The following is a 17,088-nucleotide window of genomic DNA, read 5'->3' as shown; positions in this document are numbered from 1 at the left end:
GGCGACAACGTCACCATCAAAGTCAAGCTGATTGCGCCGATTGCGATGGAAGAAGGCCTGCGTTTTGCGATCCGTGAAGGTGGCCGTACGGTGGGTGCCGGTGTGGTCGCTAAAATTATTGAGTAATTGGTTTATTTTTGAAAAGGTGTAGGGGTATAGCTCAATTGGCAGAGCGTCGGTCTCCAAAACCGAAGGTTGAGGGTTCGATTCCTTCTGCCCCTGCCAGCAACACCTGATGTTCTCTTAAAAAGAGAAGCCCGCCACAGCAGAAAATGCCTCGGCGGGCTTGGTTGTTGTTCAGGAAGCTATTTTAGGTAACATACATGGCTAATCATCCACAAGTTGAAACCGTTCATTCTGGGGCAGACAAAGCCAAGCTTGGCGTGTCGCTGTTGCTTGCTGCTGCCGCATTTGTGGTGTTTTATGTGCTTTCAGGGCAGGGAGTTGCTGTCTGGGCGCAATGGCTTGCATTGATTGTATTGCTGGCCGCAGCAGTAGGTGTGTTTTTGACCAGCTCCTGGGGTAAAGAATTTGTTGGTTATTGCCGCGACTCCGTCAAGGAACTGAAAAAAGTTGTATGGCCAACACGCAAAGAAGCCATGCAGATGACTTTGTATGTTTTTCTGTTTGTGTTGGTGATGGCTATTTTCCTGTGGGCAGCAGATAAGCTGCTGGAATGGATCCTGTATAGCCAATTTCTGGGGATGAAATGAGTATGGCAGACGCAGCAGCAACCAGCGGTAAACTTTGGTACGTTGTCCATGCCTATTCAGGGATGGAAAAAGCGGTTGAACGCAACTTGCGCGAACGGATTGACCGTGCAGGCATGCAGGACAAGTTTGGTCGTATTCTGGTGCCGACTGAAGAAGTGGTTGAGATCAAGAACGGCCGTAAACGGACAACGCAGCGTAATTTCTACCCCGGCTATGTGCTGGTGGAAATGGCGATGGATGATGACTCCTGGCATCTGGTGAAGCATACCAATAAAGTCACCGGTTTTGTTGGCGGTGGACGCAGCAATCGCCCGACACCGATTTCCACTGCGGAAGTCGAGCGTATCATGGGGCAGATGCAGCAAGGCGTTGAAAAGCCGCGGCCTAAAATTGAGTTTGAGGTGGGTGAGTTGGTCCGTGTGAAAGAAGGCCCGTTTGCCGACTTTAACGGCACTGTTGAAGAAGTGCTGTACGACAAATCACGGCTGCGTGTGTCTGTTACCATTTTTGGTCGGGCCACACCGGTGGAACTGGAATTTCACCAGGTAGAGAAACTGTAACAGTTTTGTGCAGATGCATGTTTGCATCTGCTGATACGAATAAACGCATGAATATGTTTTTCCCCTGCATATTCATGGCTGATTAAACAGGGGAATTTGAAACGGGGAGTTTGCCTGCGCTGCAGGTCAAACGTTGGACCCGTAAGGAGAATCAAGCATGGCGAAGAAAATCGTCGGCTTTATCAAGCTGCAAATTCCGGCTGGTAAGGCAAACCCATCACCACCCGTCGGCCCGGCACTGGGTCAGCGTGGTTTGAACATTATGGAGTTCTGCAAGGCATTTAATGCGCAGACTCAAAGTGTGGAGCCTGGTTTGGCATTGCCCGTGGTGATCACGGCTTATGCTGACAAGTCTTTTACTTTCATTATCAAAACTCCTCCTGCTGGCGTGCTGATCAAAAAAGCAATCAAGCTGGAAAAAGGGTCCAGCAATCCGCTGAAAGATAAGGTCGGTAAGATTACCCGTGCTCAGTTGGAAGAAATTGCCAAGACCAAAATGAAAGATCTGACAGCAGCCGATCTGGATGCCGCTGTGCGTACCATTGCTGGTACGGCACGTTCCATGGGTGTGACTGTGGAGGGTGTGAAATGAGTAAAGTTTCCAAACGCGTAAAAGCCTTTGAAGGCAAAGTGGACAGCACCAAGCTGTACCCGATTACAGATGCTTTGAATCTGGTTAAAGAATGTGCCAATGCCAAGTTTGACGAGTCTGTCGACGTGGCGGTGCAACTCGGTATTGACGCACGTAAGTCAGACCAGGTGGTTCGCGGCGCAGTGGTTCTGCCCAACGGTACCGGCAAAACCAAGCGTGTTGCGGTGTTTACCCAGGGCGCGAAAGCTGAAGAAGCCAAAGCTGCTGGTGCTGATATTGTCGGTATGGATGACCTGGCTGAACAGGTTAAAGCAGGCAACATCAATTTTGATGTGGTGATTGCCTCTCCGGATGCGATGCGCGTGGTTGGTACACTGGGCCAGATTTTGGGTCCCCGTGGTTTGATGCCTAACCCTAAAGTCGGTACGGTAACGCCTGATGTGGCGACTGCGGTGAAAAATGCCAAGGCTGGTCAGGTGCAGTTCCGTGTTGACAAGGCCGGTATCATTCACAGCACAATCGGCCGTCGTTCATTTGACGCTGAGCAGCTCAAAGGTAATCTGGCTGCACTGGTTGATGCGCTGAATAAGGCCAAGCCTGCCAGCAGCAAAGGACAGTACCTGAAAAAGGTTGCTGTATCTTCGACCATGGGCATTGGTGTGCGCGTGGATGTAGCTTCTTTGTCGGCTTAATTGCAGGCAGGTAAAGACACATGTAGGTAAAGGGCTGACGCAGCGGCAACGCGGCGTTAGCCGTAAAGAGTTTGGTGGGCTGGTTTTGCTGGATGTGAAACCAGGTCATCGAAGACCGTTGGCGCAAAACAAGGTGTTTTGCTTAAAACAACAGCCAACGCAGATGGCGGTCCCGCTGGAATGGATGATGACAAAATGGATCAGCGTGTAAACGCCATTTTGGATTGTTCCTGAACAGAGGTCTCGCTGCAACAGGTGCATGTATGGCCTTCGGGTGATACATGTTTTGAAAGGAGTAGACCTTGAGTCTTAATCGCAGTGAAAAAGAAGCGGTTGTGGCAGAAGTCCAATCGCTTGCCGCGAAAGCTCAAACACTCGTGATGGCGGAATACCGCGGCGTTGTGGTTGGTGATATGACCAACCTGCGTGCGAAGGCCCGTGAGCAAGGTGTGAACCTGCGTGTTTTAAAGAATACGCTGGTACGCCGTGCTGTGGCTGGAACACCATTTGAAGCCGCGGCTGACCAGATGGTCGGTCCGCTGATCTATGGTTTTTCTGAAGATGCAGTGGCAGCAGCCAAAGTGCTGGCTGACTTTGCAAAAGACAACGCGGCTTTGGTGCTCAAAGCTGGTGTCTATGACGGAAAAGCACTGGATGTGAACGGTGTAAAACAGCTTGCCAATATTCCTACCAAGGAAGTTTTGTTGGCACAGTTGCTGGGCTTGATGCAGTCTCCCATTTCCGGCCTGGCCCGGGTATTGGCTGCTGTGGCAAAACAGAAAGAGGAAGCGGCCGCCTGATTTTTTCAGGGGTGCCGTTTGGCGCATGTCCTGTATGGCACTATGGCCTTGCAGAATGTGAAAGAACTTATAGTTTAGGAAACGATTATCATGGCATTTGATAAAGACGCATTTTTGACCGCTCTGGAGAGCATGTCCGTTATGGAACTCAATGAAGTGGTCAAAGCAATTGAAGAAAAATTTGGTGTATCCGCTGCAGCTATGGCTGTTGCAGGTCCTGCTGCTGGCGGCGGTGCTGCTGCTGCTGAAGAAAAGACCGAATTCGACGTGATTCTGACTGAAACTGGCGGCAACAAAGTTGCAGTCATTAAAGCTGTCCGCGAAATCACCGGTCTGGGCCTGAAAGAAGCTAAAGATCTGGTTGATGGCGCACCGAAGCCTGTTAAGGAAGCTGCTTCCAAGGATGATGCTGAAGCTGCCAAGAAGAAACTGGAAGAAGCCGGCGCGAAAGTCGAGCTCAAGTAAGATACAGTTGTATCGACTGGCTGGAGGCCTTTTGAGGCCCCCAGCCTTTTGCGCTTTCTTTTTTTGTATAGATTTCTGGGGATCTCAAAAAGAGCGTAGTTGAAAGATTCCTGTTTTGCAGGGATTTTGCAAGTGCCCTCTTATCCGACTGCAGAGGGACGACTTTGGTCGGACTGCCCGACGGGTTTCATTGAAAACCGTCCGCGGCAGTTGTCAGCCAGAGGTTGGTAGTGGCCAACCGCCCGAGTCTCAACCGGATTTTAACGAGAAGTGCGCGCTTTTTGAAGCGCCTGTGAGAATTTTTGCACTTTCAACCCGGTCGCCAGTCGCTTCGTCAGCCCATCGGAGAAATCAATGGCGTATTCCTTCACTGAACGCAAGCGTATTCGCAAGAGCTTTGGCAAACGCGAAAGTGTTCTGGATGTTCCTTATTTGCTGAGCATGCAAAAAGATGCCTACCGCGCATTTTTGCAAGCCGATGTCCCACCCCGTAAGCGCAAGCCCGAAGGGCTGCAGGCCGCTTTTGAGTCTGCTTTCCCGATCGTGTCGCACAACGGGTTTGTGGAAATGAAGTTTGTTGAATACAACCTGGTGCGTCCGGTGTTTGATGTGCGCGAGTGTCAGCAGCGTGGTTTGACGTTTTCGTCGGCTGTGCGCGCCAAAGTGCAACTGATTATTTATGATCGTGAAGCCGCCGAAGGCCGCAACGGCACCAAAGTTGTGAAAGAGATTAAAGAGCAGGAAGTTTACATGGGCGAAGTTCCGCTCATGACCGATAACGGCTCTTTTGTGATCAATGGTACCGAGCGTGTGATTGTCAGCCAGTTGCATCGCTCTCCTGGCGTGTTTTTTGAGCACGACAAGGGTAAAACCCACGCTTCGGGCAAGCTGTTGTTCTCCGCACGTATTATTCCTTACCGTGGTTCCTGGTTGGATTTTGAGTTTGATCCGAAGGATCTGCTGTACTTCCGTGTTGACCGCCGTCGTAAGATGCCGGTGACCATTTTGCTGAAAGCCATTGGTCTGGATTCTGAACAGATTCTGGCAAACTTCTATGTCAATGACACCATGCATCTGATGGATGCCGGTGCGCAGATGGATTTTGTGCCGGAGCGTCTGAAAGGTGAAGTGGCGCGTTTTGATATCACCAACAAAAAGGGCGAGGTCATTGTTGCCAAAGACAAGCGCATTACCGCACGTCATGTGCGCGAAATGGAAGAATCAGGCACCAAGACGGTCAGCGTGCCAGAAGATTACCTGTTGGGTCGTGTGCTGGCTAAAAATGTCATTGATGAAAGCACAGGCGAACTGATTGCCCGCGCCAATGATGAGCTGACAGAGTCGCTGCTGAAAAAGCTGCGTGATGCAGGCATTGATAAGATTGAGTGCATTTATACCAATGATCTGGATCAGGGTGCTTATATCTCCCAGACGCTGCGTATTGATGAAACAGCAGACCAGTTTGCCGCACGTGTGGCGATTTACCGCATGATGCGTCCTGGTGAGCCGCCGACAGAAGATGCGGTGGAAGCACTGTTCAATCGCCTGTTCTTCAGCGAAGACAGTTACGATCTGTCCCGTGTGGGGCGTATGAAGTTCAACGCCCGTTTGGGGCGCAGTGAGCTGACTGGCGCAATGACGCTGTCGAACGATGATATTTTCGAAGTGGTCAAGGTGCTGGTCGAGTTGCGTAATGGCCGTGGCCAGGTGGATGATATTGATCACTTGGGGAATCGCCGTGTACGTTGCGTGGGTGAACTGGCCGAAAACCAGTACCGCTCAGGTCTGGCACGTATTGAAAAAGCAGTGAAAGAGCGTTTGGGCCAGGCAGAAACTGAAGCGTTGATGCCGCATGACCTGATCAACTCCAAGCCAATTTCTGCCGCGCTGAAAGAGTTCTTCGGCTCTTCACAGTTGTCGCAGTTCATGGACCAGACCAACCCGCTTTCGGAAATTACGCACAAACGCCGTGTTTCCGCTTTAGGCCCAGGTGGTTTGACACGTGAACGCGCTGGCTTTGAAGTGCGCGACGTGCACCCGACACACTATGGTCGCTTGTGCCCGATTGAAACGCCTGAAGGCCCGAACATTGGTTTGATCAACTCTCTGGCGCTGTACGCACGTCTGAATGAGTATGGCTTCCTGGAAACGCCTTACCGCCGCGTGGTGGATCAGAAGGTGACCGCGCAGATTGATTATCTGTCCGCCATTGAAGAAGGCAAATACATCATTGCTCAGGCCAATGCTGCGCTGGATAAAAATGGCAAGCTGGTTGATGAGCTGGTGTCTGCCCGTGAAAACGGCGAGTCTGTTTTGACGACACCAGAGCGTATTCAGTACATGGACGTGGCGCCAACTCAGATTGTTTCGGTGGCGGCGTCTTTGGTGCCGTTCCTGGAGCACGATGACGCCAACCGCGCCTTGATGGGTGCCAACATGCAGCGTCAGGCGGTGCCTGTGCTGCGTCCGGAAAAGGCATTTGTCGGTACCGGTATTGAACGCGTGTCGGCTAAAGACTCGGGCACCGTGGTTGCTGCACGCCGTGGCGGTGTGGTGGATTATGTGGATGCCAACCGTATTGTGGTGCGTGTGAATGACGCGGAAACCACAGCCGGTGAAGTTGGCGTGGATATCTACAACCTGATCAAGTATCAGCGTTCCAACCAGAACACCAACATCCATCAGCGTCCTATCGTTAAGCGTGGTGATGCAGTTGAATCCGGCGATGTGATCGCCGACGGCGCTTCAACCGACCTGGGTGAGCTGGCGCTGGGGCAGAACATGCTGATCGCGTTCATGCCCTGGAACGGCTATAACTTCGAAGACTCGGTGATGCTTTCTGAACGGGTTGTCGCAGAAGACCGTTATACCTCGGTTCATATTGAAGAGCTGGTGGTGATGGCGCGTGATACCAAGCTGGGTGCAGAAGAAATCACACGTGATATCCCGAACCTGTCCGAGCAGCAACTGGCTCGTCTGGATGACTCCGGTATCGTGTTTGTCGGTGCTGAAGTGCAGCCTGGTGATGTGCTGGTTGGCAAGGTAACGCCCAAGGGTGAAACCCAGCTGACGCCGGAAGAAAAACTGCTGCGAGCCATTTTTGGCGAAAAAGCCTCTGATGTGAAAGACACGTCATTGCGTGTGGAGCAGGGAACGCAAGGTACTGTGATTGATGTGCAGGTGTTTACCCGTGAAGGTATTCAGCGTGATAAACGTGCGCAACAGATCATTGATGATGAGCTGAAACGCTACCGTCTGGACCTGAACGACCAGTTGCGTATTGTGGAAGCCGATGCATTCCTGCGTATTGAAAAACTGCTGTTGGGCCAAAAAGTTAACGGCGGTCCCAAAAAACTGGCGAAGGGCTCCACCATTGACAAGGCTTATCTGGACAGCGTGGAAAAATACCACTGGTATGACATTCGTCCGACAGATGAAACCCTGGCACAACAGCTTGAGGAAATCAAACACACGGTTGAGCAGCAACGCCACCTGTTTGATCTGGCGTTTGAAGAAAAGCAACGCAAGCTCACACAGGGTGACGAACTGCCTGCCGGCGTGCTGAAGATGGTCAAGGTTTACTTGGCCGTTAAACGCCGTTTGCAGCCTGGCGACAAGATGGCCGGCCGTCATGGTAACAAGGGTGTGGTCTCCAAGATCACCCCGATTGAAGATATGCCTTACATGGCTGACGGTACAGCGGTTGACGTGGTTCTGAACCCGCTGGGCGTGCCTTCACGTATGAACGTCGGGCAGGTGCTGGAAGTGCACCTGGGCTGGGCAGCTAAAGGGCTGGGTGAGCGTATCAATGAAATGGTGCGCAAAGAAGCCAGCCGCAAAGAGTTGCAGGCTTTCCTTGAGAAAATCTACAACGAGTCCAGCGGCAAGCGTGAAGAGTTCAGCGAGTTGACCGATGCGCAGTTTAAGGAAATGATTGGCAACCTCTCAAAGGGTATTCCGTTTGCCACCCCGGTGTTTGACGGTGGACAGGAAGAGGACATTTACAGCCTGCTGCAACTGGCCTATCCGGAAGATATCGCACAGGCCAAGGGCCTGAACGAACGTCGTACCCAGACCACTTTGTACGATGGCCGTACCGGTGAGGCGTTTGACCGTCAGGTTACCGTTGGCTATATGCATTACCTGAAACTGCACCATCTGGTTGACGACAAGATGCACGCACGTTCAACCGGCCCATACAGCCTGGTAACGCAGCAGCCTCTGGGCGGTAAAGCACAGTTCGGCGGACAGCGTTTTGGTGAGATGGAAGTGTGGGCGCTGGAAGCTTATGGTGCCGCTTACGTCTTGCAGGAAATGCTGACCGTGAAGTCTGATGACGTGCAGGGCCGTACCAAGGTGTACGAGAACATCGTCAAGGGCGAGCATGCGATTGATGCCGGTATGCCGGAGTCGTTCAATGTGCTGGTTAAAGAAATTCGTTCGCTCGGTATCGATATCGAACTTGAGCGCAACTAACAGGGTTAAGGAGAGAAGTAAACATGAAAGCACTGCTCGACCTGTTCAAGCAATTTACGCCGGATGAACATTTTGATGCCATCCGTATTGGTGTCGCCTCGCCCGAAAAGATCCGTTCATGGTCTTTCGGCGAAGTGAAAAAACCAGAAACCATTAACTACCGCACTTTCAAGCCGGAGCGCGATGGTCTGTTCTGCGCCAAAATTTTTGGCCCGATCAAAGACTATGAATGCTTGTGCGGCAAATATAAACGCCTGAAATATCGCGGTGTGATCTGCGAAAAATGCGGTGTGGAAGTCACTCAGTCCAAAGTGCGTCGCGAACGCATGGGCCACATTGAGTTGGCTTCTCCGGTTGCGCACATCTGGTTTCTGAAGTCGTTGCCGTCCCGTCTGGGGCTGGTACTGGATATGACGCTGCGTGATATTGAACGCGTGTTGTATTTTGAAGCTTATGTGGTGGTTGATCCTGGTATGACGCCGCTGAAAAAGTTCAGCATCATGTCAGAAGAAGACTATGACGCCAACGTGCTCGAGTACGGCGACGAATTTGTGGCGCTGATGGGCGCTGAAGGTATCAAGCGTCTGCTGACAGAAATGAATCTGGATGCGGAAATTGAGCGCCTGCGCGGTGACATGACCGGTGCCGAAATGAAGGTCAAGAAAAACTCCAAGCGCCTTAAAGTGCTGGAAGCCTTCAAAAAATCAGGCATCAAGCCTGACTGGATGGTGCTGGAAGTACTGCCTGTGCTGCCGCCGGACCTGCGTCCGCTGGTGCCGCTGGATGGCGGGCGTTTTGCAACGTCCGATCTGAACGATCTGTATCGCCGTGTGATTAACCGCAACAACCGCCTGAAACGGTTGCTGGAGTTGAAGGCGCCTGAAATCATCATGCGTAACGAAAAACGCATGCTGCAGGAAGCCGTTGACTCATTGCTGGATAATGGCCGCCGTGGTAAGGCGATGACCGGTGCCAACAAGCGTGCGCTGAAGTCTCTGGCCGACATGATCAAAGGTAAGAGCGGTCGTTTCCGTCAGAACCTGCTGGGTAAACGTGTGGACTATTCAGGCCGTTCGGTGATTACCGTGGGTCCGGATCTGAAGTTGCACCAGTGCGGTCTGCCTAAGCTGATGGCGCTGGAGCTGTTCAAGCCGTTTATTTTCAGCCGCCTGGAAAAAATGGGGGTTGCCACCACCATCAAAGCAGCGAAGAAAGAGGTTGAAGCCGGTACGCCAATTGTCTGGGATATTCTGGAAGAGGTGATTAAAGAGCATCCGGTGTTGCTCAACCGTGCACCAACGCTGCACCGTCTGGGTATTCAGGCGTTTGAGCCGGTGCTGATTGAAGGCAAGGCATTGCGTTTGCACCCACTGGTGTGTGCGGCGTTCAACGCTGACTTTGACGGTGACCAGATGGCTGTGCACGTGCCGTTGTCGATTGAAGCGCAAATGGAAGCCCGTGTGCTGATGCTGTCTTCCAACAACGTGTTGTTCCCGGCCAGTGGTGAGCCTTCCATTGTGCCTTCGCAGGACGTGGTGCTGGGTCTGTATTATGCAACCCGTGAAAAGGTGAACGCGCTGGGCGAAGGCATGATGTTCTCTGACATTGCTGAAGTTCAGCGTGCGCTGGATAACCATGTTGTCGAACTGACGGCCAAGGTCTGGGTGCGTATTCCGGAATACACCAAGAACGCTGAAGGCGGTTACGACAGCAAACCGGTGGCGCGCCATACAACGGTGGGCCGTGCGCTGCTGTCACAGATTCTGCCCAAAGGCTTGCCGTTTGAGCTGATTGACCGTGCATTGAAGAAGAAGGAAATCTCCAGGCTCATCAATGCATCGTTCCGTCGCTGCGGCCTGAAAGAAACCGTGATTCTGGCTGACCAGTTGCTCAATCAGGGCTATCGCCTGTCGACCAAAGGCGGTATTTCAATTGCCATTGACGACATGCTGGTGCCCCAGGCGAAGAGCGCGATCATTGGTCGGGCTGAAAATGAAGTCAAGGAAATTGAGCATCAATACGCTTCCGGTCTGGTGACTGCAGGTGAACGCTACAACAAAGTGGTTGACATCTGGGGTAAGGCCGGGGACGAGGTCGGCAAGGTCATGATGGCGCATCTGGCCAAGGAAAAGGTTGAAGATCATACGGGTAAAGAAGTTGAGCAGGAGTCTTTCAACTCGATCTATATGATGGCCGATTCCGGCGCCCGTGGTTCTGCTGCACAGATTCGCCAGCTGGCTGGTATGCGTGGTTTGATGGCCAAGCCGGACGGCTCCATTATTGAGACACCGATTACGGCGAACTTCCGTGAAGGCCTGAACGTTGCTCAGTACTTTATTTCCACCCACGGTGCACGTAAAGGTCTGGCCGATACAGCGTTGAAAACCGCAAACTCCGGTTATTTGACGCGTCGTCTGGTCGATGTGACACAGGATCTGGTGGTGACCGAAGATGATTGCGGCACGCTGGACGGTGTGAGCATGCGTGGTCTGATGGAAGGTGGCGAAGTGGTTGAATCACTGCGTGACCGTATTCTGGGGCGCGTGGCCGTAGCCGATGTGGTCAACCCTGAAACACGCGAAGTGCTGGTTCCGGCTGGGCAGATGCTTGATGAGGATGCGCTCGACAAGATCGAAGCCGTAGGCGTGGATGAAGTGAAGGTTCGCACACCGTTGACCTGCGGCACCCGCTATGGCCTGTGTGCCAAGTGCTATGGGCGCGATCTGGGCCGTGGCTCGCTGGTGAACATTGGCGAAGCGGTGGGTGTGGTTGCTGCCCAGTCCATTGGGGAACCTGGAACACAGCTGACCATGCGTACATTCCACATCGGGGGGGCGGCTTCCCGTGCTGCCGTGGCTTCCAGCATTGAAGCCAAGGCAACCGGCGTGATCCGCTTTAACGCCGCCATGCGTTATGTGACCAATGGCAAGGGTGATCTGGTTGTCATTTCCCGTTCCGGTGAAATGCTGATTACCGATGAGCATGGCCGTGAGCGTGAGCGCCATAAGGTACCTTACGGTGCCATCATGCAGGTGAAAGATGGTGATCAGGTGAAACCAGGTGCCATTCTGGCCAACTGGGATCCGCTGACACGTCCGATCATTACCGAATTTGCCGGGACCATCCGGTTTGAAAATGTGGAAGAAGGCGTTACCGTTGCCAAACAGATGGACGAGGTTACCGGCCTGTCCACGCTGGTGGCGATTGACCCAAAACGCCGTGGCTCCAGTAAAGTGGTAGCACGTCCGCAGGTCAAGCTGTTGGATGCTTCTGGCAAGGAAGTGAAGATTCCTGGTACCGACCACTCGGTGACCATTGGCTTCCAGGTGGGCGCTTTGATCCAGGTGCGCGATGGTCAGGAAGTTCATCCGGGCGAAGTGCTGGCACGTATCCCGGTTGAAGGTCAGAAAACCCGCGATATTACCGGTGGTTTGCCCCGTGTGGCCGAGTTGTTCGAAGCACGCAGTCCGAAAGACAAAGGGATGCTGGCTGAGGTGACAGGTACCGTGTCGTTTGGTAAAGAAACCAAGGGCAAAGTACGGTTGCAAATTACCGATCTGGACGGCAATGTGTTTGAAGACCTGGTGCCTAAGGACAAAAACATTCTGGTGCACGAAGGCCAGGTGGTGAACAAGGGCGAGCAGGTGGTTGACGGTCCGGCAGATCCGCAGGATATTCTGCGCCTGTTGGGTGTCGAAGCTCTGGCAACCTATATTGTGGACGAAGTGCAGGATGTTTACCGTTTGCAGGGTGTGAAGATCAACGACAAGCACATTGAAGTGATTGTGCGTCAGATGCTGCGCCGTGTGCAGGTTGATAATCCGGGCGATTCCACCTACATCATTGGAGAACAGGTTGAGCGCTCAGAAATCCTGGATACCAACGACAAGTTGCGCTCACAGGATAAGCTGCCTGCAACCTACCATGATTTGCTGCTGGGTATCACCAAGGCCTCTCTGTCGACGGATTCGTTCATCTCTGCGGCATCGTTCCAGGAAACAACCCGCGTGCTGACCGAAGCGGCCATCATGGGTAAACGTGATGAACTGCGTGGTCTGAAAGAAAACGTCATTGTGGGGCGTCTGATTCCGGCGGGTACGGGTATGGCCTACCATCAGGCACGCAAGTACAAGCTTGAGACAGAAGAGATCGAACGGCGCTCTGTTGCTCTGGCCGAAGCCCAGGATGCCGCAGCCAAAGAGTTGCAGGCACTGGAAGAAAGCCAGCCGACAGCGGAAAATCAGGAAGATGCAACACCTCCACAGGAGTGATGCCATCAACGTGATTTTTTGAAAAAAGCGGTTGATTAAAGGGAGTGGAAACACTCCCTTTTTCTTTTTCCAAAACACAACATGTAATCAATTACGCGTTGATAATTTATTTAAATTCATGTAATATTGTAAAATTTAATTACATGTGCTCTTGTACGCGTTATTAAACGTGTTGAAAATTATGCATTTCTGTGTACAATGGATATACAGAAATCAATCGACAATGGGCTTAACGGAAAAGGAGAGTTGCTATGGGAATCATTGGCTGGGTTTTGTTGGCTCTGGTCGTTATTGGCGTGATCTGGGGTATTTCCTCCTATAACAAACTGGTGTTTGCACGCAATGAAATCAATAACGCGTTTGGGCAGATTGATGTGCAGCTTAAAAGGCGTTATGACCTGATTCCGAATCTGGTCGAAGTAGCGCGTAAATATGTGCAGCATGAGCGGGAAACGTTAGAGGCTGTCATTGGGGCTCGCAACCAGGCATCTCAGGCACGCGATGCCATTCATGGCCAACCTTCCGGTGCGGGGATAGGGCAGATTGCCGCATTGGCTGCTGCTGATGGAGCGCTGGGGTCTGCACTCGGGCGCCTGATGGCTGTGGTGGAAGGTTATCCGGAGTTGAAGGCAGACCAGAATCTGCGTGAGCTTTCTGAGGAACTGACGACAACTGAAAACCGCATTGGATTTGCGCGCCAGGCATATAACGATGTGGTGCTGGACTATAACAACAAGGCACAGCAGTTCCCTGAAGTGATTGTGGCTAACCTGTTTAGTTTCAAGCCGATGGAAATGCTGCAATCCACCGAGTCACCAGAAGAACGTCAGGCGGTTAAGGTTCAGTTCTGACATTCTGAGTTCACCAAAGAAAGGTAAATGCCATGCTGTTTCGCCAGCATCAACGTGTAGCCAAACAATCAACAAGCATGCTTGTTGTATTGTTTGCTGCGCTGATTCTGGGTATGGTGGTTGTTACCAATGCAGCGCTGGCCGTGGCATGGATCATCAGTACAGCAGGCTCAACCAATTTTCCTAAACTGTTTTTTGTCGTGAATACCGGCGTGGTGCTGTTGTATGTTTTTGGCAGTTATGCCATAGAGGCATGGCACTTGAGCGACGGCGGCGCTTATTTGGCGCTTCAGGCTGGTGGGGTGGAGATTACAGAGCCTCAGAACATTTACGAAAAACGTCTATGCAATGTGGTTATGGAGGTTGCCATTGCTGCCGGCATACGCCCTCCGCGCATTTTTGTATTGCGCTCAGAAGAGGCCATCAACGCATTTGCCGCAGGGTGGGATATTCAGGACGCCATCATTGCAGTAACCCAAGGCTCGATCGAACGGTTGTCGCGGGATGAGCTGCAAGGTGTGGTTGCGCACGAATTCAGCCATATTGTGCACGGGGATATCCGTTTGAATATGACGCTGATGGGCATGGTTCTGGGGCTGCAAATGGTTTATAACCTGGGGCGGGCAGTTGTTGCATCCCTTCGCGATGGTATTGGCTGGATCAGAGCTGTATTGGTGTTGACGGTCGGATCTGCCCTGATGCTGGTCGGCTGGTTGGGCTGGCTGGCCGGTCGGATATTGTATGCAAGTGTGTCGCGCCAGCGGGAATTTCTGGCAGATGCTTCGGCGGTGAAGTACACGCGTTTGACAAAGGGGCTTGCCGGCGCCTTGCAGAAAATTGCCTTTCAGCAGCAAACCGAACGTGATCAGATTCAACGCAAACAGGCACAGGCGTTGGCACCGCTGTTTTTGCATTTCAGCTTGAATTCCAGGTGGTTTGCTACACACCCTCCGATTGTCGAAAGGCTGAAACGGTTAGGCGTTTCCTATGCACAACGCAAAGAGCTGCCAGCCGATGACGTGCAAAAGTTCAGTTCGGATGAGTTTTTTTCTGCCCACCTGGTGCCAGATGCCGCAGTGACGCCTGCATTACGTGATGTTCCGGTACAGTGGGCAGAAGATCTGCCGTATGTGGAAAATGTTCTGAAGTACGACCTGCCCGATACACCATTGCCCGAAATAGAGTGGCCGGGGAACATACCGATACAGCAGTTTGTGGCGGAGGAGCGGCTTCAAAATGGCAGGATTTTGTTGAGCAAAGCATTGCCCGTTGAGCAGCTCATGGGGGCTTTGCTGGCATTTTGGGTCATAGAAGGCGGAGAAAAGCAGCAAAAAATCTGGGAAGATTTGTGTCACAACAATAAAGGGCGGGTTCAAACCTTGATGCTGGAAAGTGTGTTCAGCCTGAATTTGAAAGTGCGTGAACCTATATTTGAAGGATTGATTACCCAGATGGAAGGTTGGCCGCGCGAGCAGCATCAGCAACTGGTTGAGCGGGCACTGGTGCTTTTGCGCAGCTATGCTTATGCGGTGCCGCGTGGTTGGCTGCGTCTGGCTGTCACGCGGTATTGGCTGCGTGAAAACAAGAAACGCCAATCCATCATTTACCATTCGTTTGAGCAGGTGAAAGATGCTGTGGCCGTTTTGAGCACACTGCTGGCAAAATGCCTGGAAATTCCAGATGAAGCGCAATGGATGAAAAAAGTCTATAGCCGGCTTAAGCTCACAGATATGCCAGAGGTTAGTATGGATGCCGATCAATTACGCACCGCGGTTTTGAAAATGCATCGCCTGGCGCTCATGGTGATGCCGACACTGATCAAGGTGTGGATGCATGAGTGGGAGGCAGTGGCAACCGATCGCAACCCGATACAACTGCAGCGGGATGCAGATACCTTCCGGCTCATGTGTGATCTGTTGGATACGCCACGCCCACCGCGCTTAATTGCGTGGCACGAAACGCCGTCCATGTATTAACAATGCCCTGATACACCCTCGGCAAAGATCAGGATGAATACTTGAATGTCAGAAAGCATCTGGCGGTATAAGCTTTAAAACATCGGGGTAGATCAACCTCTGTGCTTGCAAATGCAGCAGTTACGTGTCGGCGTTGTACCTGCACTTTTTAGTTGCTTGGCGGCATCAGGTAAAATTCCAGCGTTCTGCCGGTTCAGATGCTTTCATGTGCATTGATCCCGTAGTTCACTGTAGGCCTGATGTTCTGATCATGCAGCGCCAGTTATTCAATTTTCATGACGGCTTTATGCAACCTCCTGCTCTGGCGACACAGTTACTCAAAACGGCTGAGATTGTTCGGCAGGTTACGGGTGGGCAGTCGCTGGACAAAGCGCTGGACAGCGTTGACAGTGCATTGCGGCCCGGGGTGCAGGCATTGTCGTTTTACACATTGCGGCATCTGGGGTTGTCCCAGGCCTTGCTTGCCGCTTTGACCCAAAAAGCGCCGCCGTCGGCTGTTCAGGCCTTGTTGTGGGTTGTGCTGGCTTTATGTGCCAGTGAGGAAAGTGAAGGTTCGCAAACGGCAGCGCACACAGGGGTACCTTATTACAAACCATACGTTCTGGGAAGCCAGGCAGTACAGGCGGCAAAGTCGTTGCCGAAAACACGGGCATTTGCGCCATTGGTCAATGGTGTTGTGCGCCGGTTTTTACGTGAGCGGGATACTTTGCTGGCACAAGTCAGGCAGCACAGCGAATCAGCCAGATGGGCGTTTCAACCATGGTGGATTGCCCGTGTGCGATCAGACTGGCCGGATGTGTGGCAGGCCATTTTGCGCACGGCGCAACAGCCTTCACCGATGACGCTACGTGTCAATGCGCAATGGGGCTCAGCCCAGCAGGCCGTTAAGCTGCTGCAGGAAAAAGGGATTGAGGTGCGTGTGGCCGGCCCTTACGCTGTTGAGCTGCAAACGCCGATGCCTGTAGAAAGCATCCCAGAGTTTACGCAAGGCCATTTTTCAGTGCAGGCGGCTGCAGCCCAATTGGCTGCGCCGTTGCTGTTGCAGCAGGAATGGGTGCGCCGGTTGGCTCGCTTGGGAACACCCTTACGCGTTTTGGATGCGTGTGCAGCACCTGGCGGCAAAACGGCACATATGCTGGAGATGATGCCAGAGGGTAGTATCGATGTTGTGGCGTTGGATGTTGACGCACAGCGGCTGCAAAAGGTAGAGGAAACACTGGCCCGGATTCACCGGAGTGCCGAGTTGCGCGCAGCAGATGCGGCCAGTGCGGATGCATTTGGCGCAGATGAAACGTTTGATGCCATCTTACTGGATGCGCCATGCACCGCTTCAGGTATTGTGCGCAGACACCCTGATATCAGGTGGTTGCGCCGGGAGAGTGATGTGGCGGAGCTGTCTGCCCAACAGCGACGGTTATTGCAGACTTTATGGCCGCGGCTGGCTCCTGGTGGCAGGCTTTTGTACTGTACCTGTTCTCTCTTCAAGGCCGAAGGGGAAGAAAACGCACAAAACTTTGTTCTGGGGCACAATGATGCCAGCAGGTTACCAGCGCCCGGGCATATTTTGCCATTGGCTGCGACAGATCAACACCAGATGGCCTGTGATCTCGAAAACGGGGAACAGGGCGCATTGACAGCGACAGACGGGTTTTATTACGCGTTGTTTGAAAAATGAGCTTAACGGCAAATCGG

General features: G+C 52.5%; 11 protein-coding genes, 1 tRNA gene and 1 pseudogene. All 13 read left to right on the top strand.

From position 1 onward, the window contains the following. Positions 1-126: pseudogene (locus tag AACY98_RS11760) on the top strand (elongation factor Tu); the annotation flags it as partial. 23 nt (positions 127-149) lie between these two features. Further along, a tRNA-Trp gene (locus AACY98_RS11755) sits at positions 150-225 on the top strand. Between the two features lie 98 nt (positions 226-323). Beyond that, on the top strand, positions 324-713 hold the full coding sequence (gene secE / locus AACY98_RS11750) for a preprotein translocase subunit SecE (protein ID WP_126980163.1): 390 nt from the start codon (positions 324-326) through the stop codon (positions 711-713). 2 nt (positions 714-715) lie between these two features. Continuing rightward, a complete protein-coding gene (gene nusG, locus AACY98_RS11745) occupies positions 716-1,273 on the top strand; it encodes a transcription termination/antitermination protein NusG (protein WP_126980333.1) in 558 nt (185 codons plus the stop codon). Between the two features lie 157 nt (positions 1,274-1,430). Further along, the gene (gene rplK, locus AACY98_RS11740) at positions 1,431-1,865 is read left to right on the top strand and encodes a 50S ribosomal protein L11 (RefSeq protein ID WP_126980164.1); all 435 of its coding nucleotides are present in this window, start codon (positions 1,431-1,433) and stop codon (positions 1,863-1,865) included. Then, positions 1,862-2,557: a 50S ribosomal protein L1 gene (gene rplA / locus AACY98_RS11735; RefSeq protein ID WP_126980165.1), complete on the top strand. Its 696-nt coding sequence runs from the start codon at positions 1,862-1,864 to the stop codon at positions 2,555-2,557. Before rplK ends, rplA begins: the two co-directional genes overlap by 4 nt. Before the next feature lie 302 nt (positions 2,558-2,859). After that, positions 2,860-3,357: a 50S ribosomal protein L10 gene (gene rplJ / locus AACY98_RS11730; protein WP_339805213.1), complete on the top strand. Its 498-nt coding sequence runs from the start codon at positions 2,860-2,862 to the stop codon at positions 3,355-3,357. Between the two features lie 90 nt (positions 3,358-3,447). Further along, the gene (rplL, locus tag AACY98_RS11725) at positions 3,448-3,822 is read left to right on the top strand and encodes a 50S ribosomal protein L7/L12 (RefSeq protein ID WP_126980167.1); all 375 of its coding nucleotides are present in this window, start codon (positions 3,448-3,450) and stop codon (positions 3,820-3,822) included. 354 nt (positions 3,823-4,176) lie between these two features. After that, positions 4,177-8,298 carry a DNA-directed RNA polymerase subunit beta gene (gene rpoB, locus AACY98_RS11720; RefSeq protein WP_339805211.1) on the top strand — a complete coding sequence of 1,374 codons (4,122 nt, stop codon included), beginning with the start codon at positions 4,177-4,179 and terminating at the stop codon, positions 8,296-8,298. 23 nt (positions 8,299-8,321) lie between these two features. Beyond that, positions 8,322-12,569 carry a DNA-directed RNA polymerase subunit beta' gene (gene rpoC / locus AACY98_RS11715; RefSeq protein WP_339805210.1) on the top strand — a complete coding sequence of 1,416 codons (4,248 nt, stop codon included), beginning with the start codon at positions 8,322-8,324 and terminating at the stop codon, positions 12,567-12,569. Positions 12,570-12,820: 251 nt separating this feature from the next. Next, complete coding sequence (locus AACY98_RS11710) at positions 12,821-13,420, top strand: LemA family protein (RefSeq protein WP_126980170.1); 600 nt, start codon at positions 12,821-12,823, stop codon at positions 13,418-13,420. Between the two features lie 77 nt (positions 13,421-13,497). Then, a complete protein-coding gene (locus tag AACY98_RS11705) occupies positions 13,498-15,396 on the top strand; it encodes a M48 family metalloprotease (protein ID WP_339805209.1) in 1,899 nt (632 codons plus the stop codon). 286 nt (positions 15,397-15,682) lie between these two features. After that, a complete protein-coding gene (rsmB, locus tag AACY98_RS11700; protein WP_339805208.1) occupies positions 15,683-17,071 on the top strand; it encodes a 16S rRNA (cytosine(967)-C(5))-methyltransferase RsmB in 1,389 nt (462 codons plus the stop codon). Positions 17,072-17,088 lie beyond the last annotated feature (17 nt).

The sequence above is a fragment of the Saezia sanguinis genome, from assembly GCF_963921665.1.
Lineage (GTDB): Bacteria > Pseudomonadota > Gammaproteobacteria > Burkholderiales > Burkholderiaceae_C > Saezia > Saezia sanguinis.
The sequence above is the reverse complement of the archived record's forward strand: the minus strand, read 5'-3'. Positions and strand labels throughout refer to the sequence as shown.

What these genes read in the sequence shown, in the direction of transcription:
- secE (WP_126980163.1), top strand. Translation starts at nt 324, where the DNA reads ATGGCTAATCATCCACAAGTTGAAACCGTTCATTCTGGGGCAGACAAA.
- nusG (WP_126980333.1), top strand. Translation starts at nt 716, where the DNA reads ATGGCAGACGCAGCAGCAACCAGCGGTAAACTTTGGTACGTTGTCCAT.
- rplK (WP_126980164.1), top strand. Translation starts at nt 1,431, where the DNA reads ATGGCGAAGAAAATCGTCGGCTTTATCAAGCTGCAAATTCCGGCTGGT.
- rplA (WP_126980165.1), top strand. Translation starts at nt 1,862, where the DNA reads ATGAGTAAAGTTTCCAAACGCGTAAAAGCCTTTGAAGGCAAAGTGGAC.
- rplL (WP_126980167.1), top strand. Translation starts at nt 3,448, where the DNA reads ATGGCATTTGATAAAGACGCATTTTTGACCGCTCTGGAGAGCATGTCC.
- rpoB (WP_339805211.1), top strand. Translation starts at nt 4,177, where the DNA reads ATGGCGTATTCCTTCACTGAACGCAAGCGTATTCGCAAGAGCTTTGGC.
- rpoC (WP_339805210.1), top strand. Translation starts at nt 8,322, where the DNA reads ATGAAAGCACTGCTCGACCTGTTCAAGCAATTTACGCCGGATGAACAT.
- AACY98_RS11710 (WP_126980170.1), top strand. Translation starts at nt 12,821, where the DNA reads ATGGGAATCATTGGCTGGGTTTTGTTGGCTCTGGTCGTTATTGGCGTG.
- AACY98_RS11705 (WP_339805209.1), top strand. Translation starts at nt 13,498, where the DNA reads ATGCTTGTTGTATTGTTTGCTGCGCTGATTCTGGGTATGGTGGTTGTT.
- rsmB (WP_339805208.1), top strand. Translation starts at nt 15,683, where the DNA reads ATGCAACCTCCTGCTCTGGCGACACAGTTACTCAAAACGGCTGAGATT.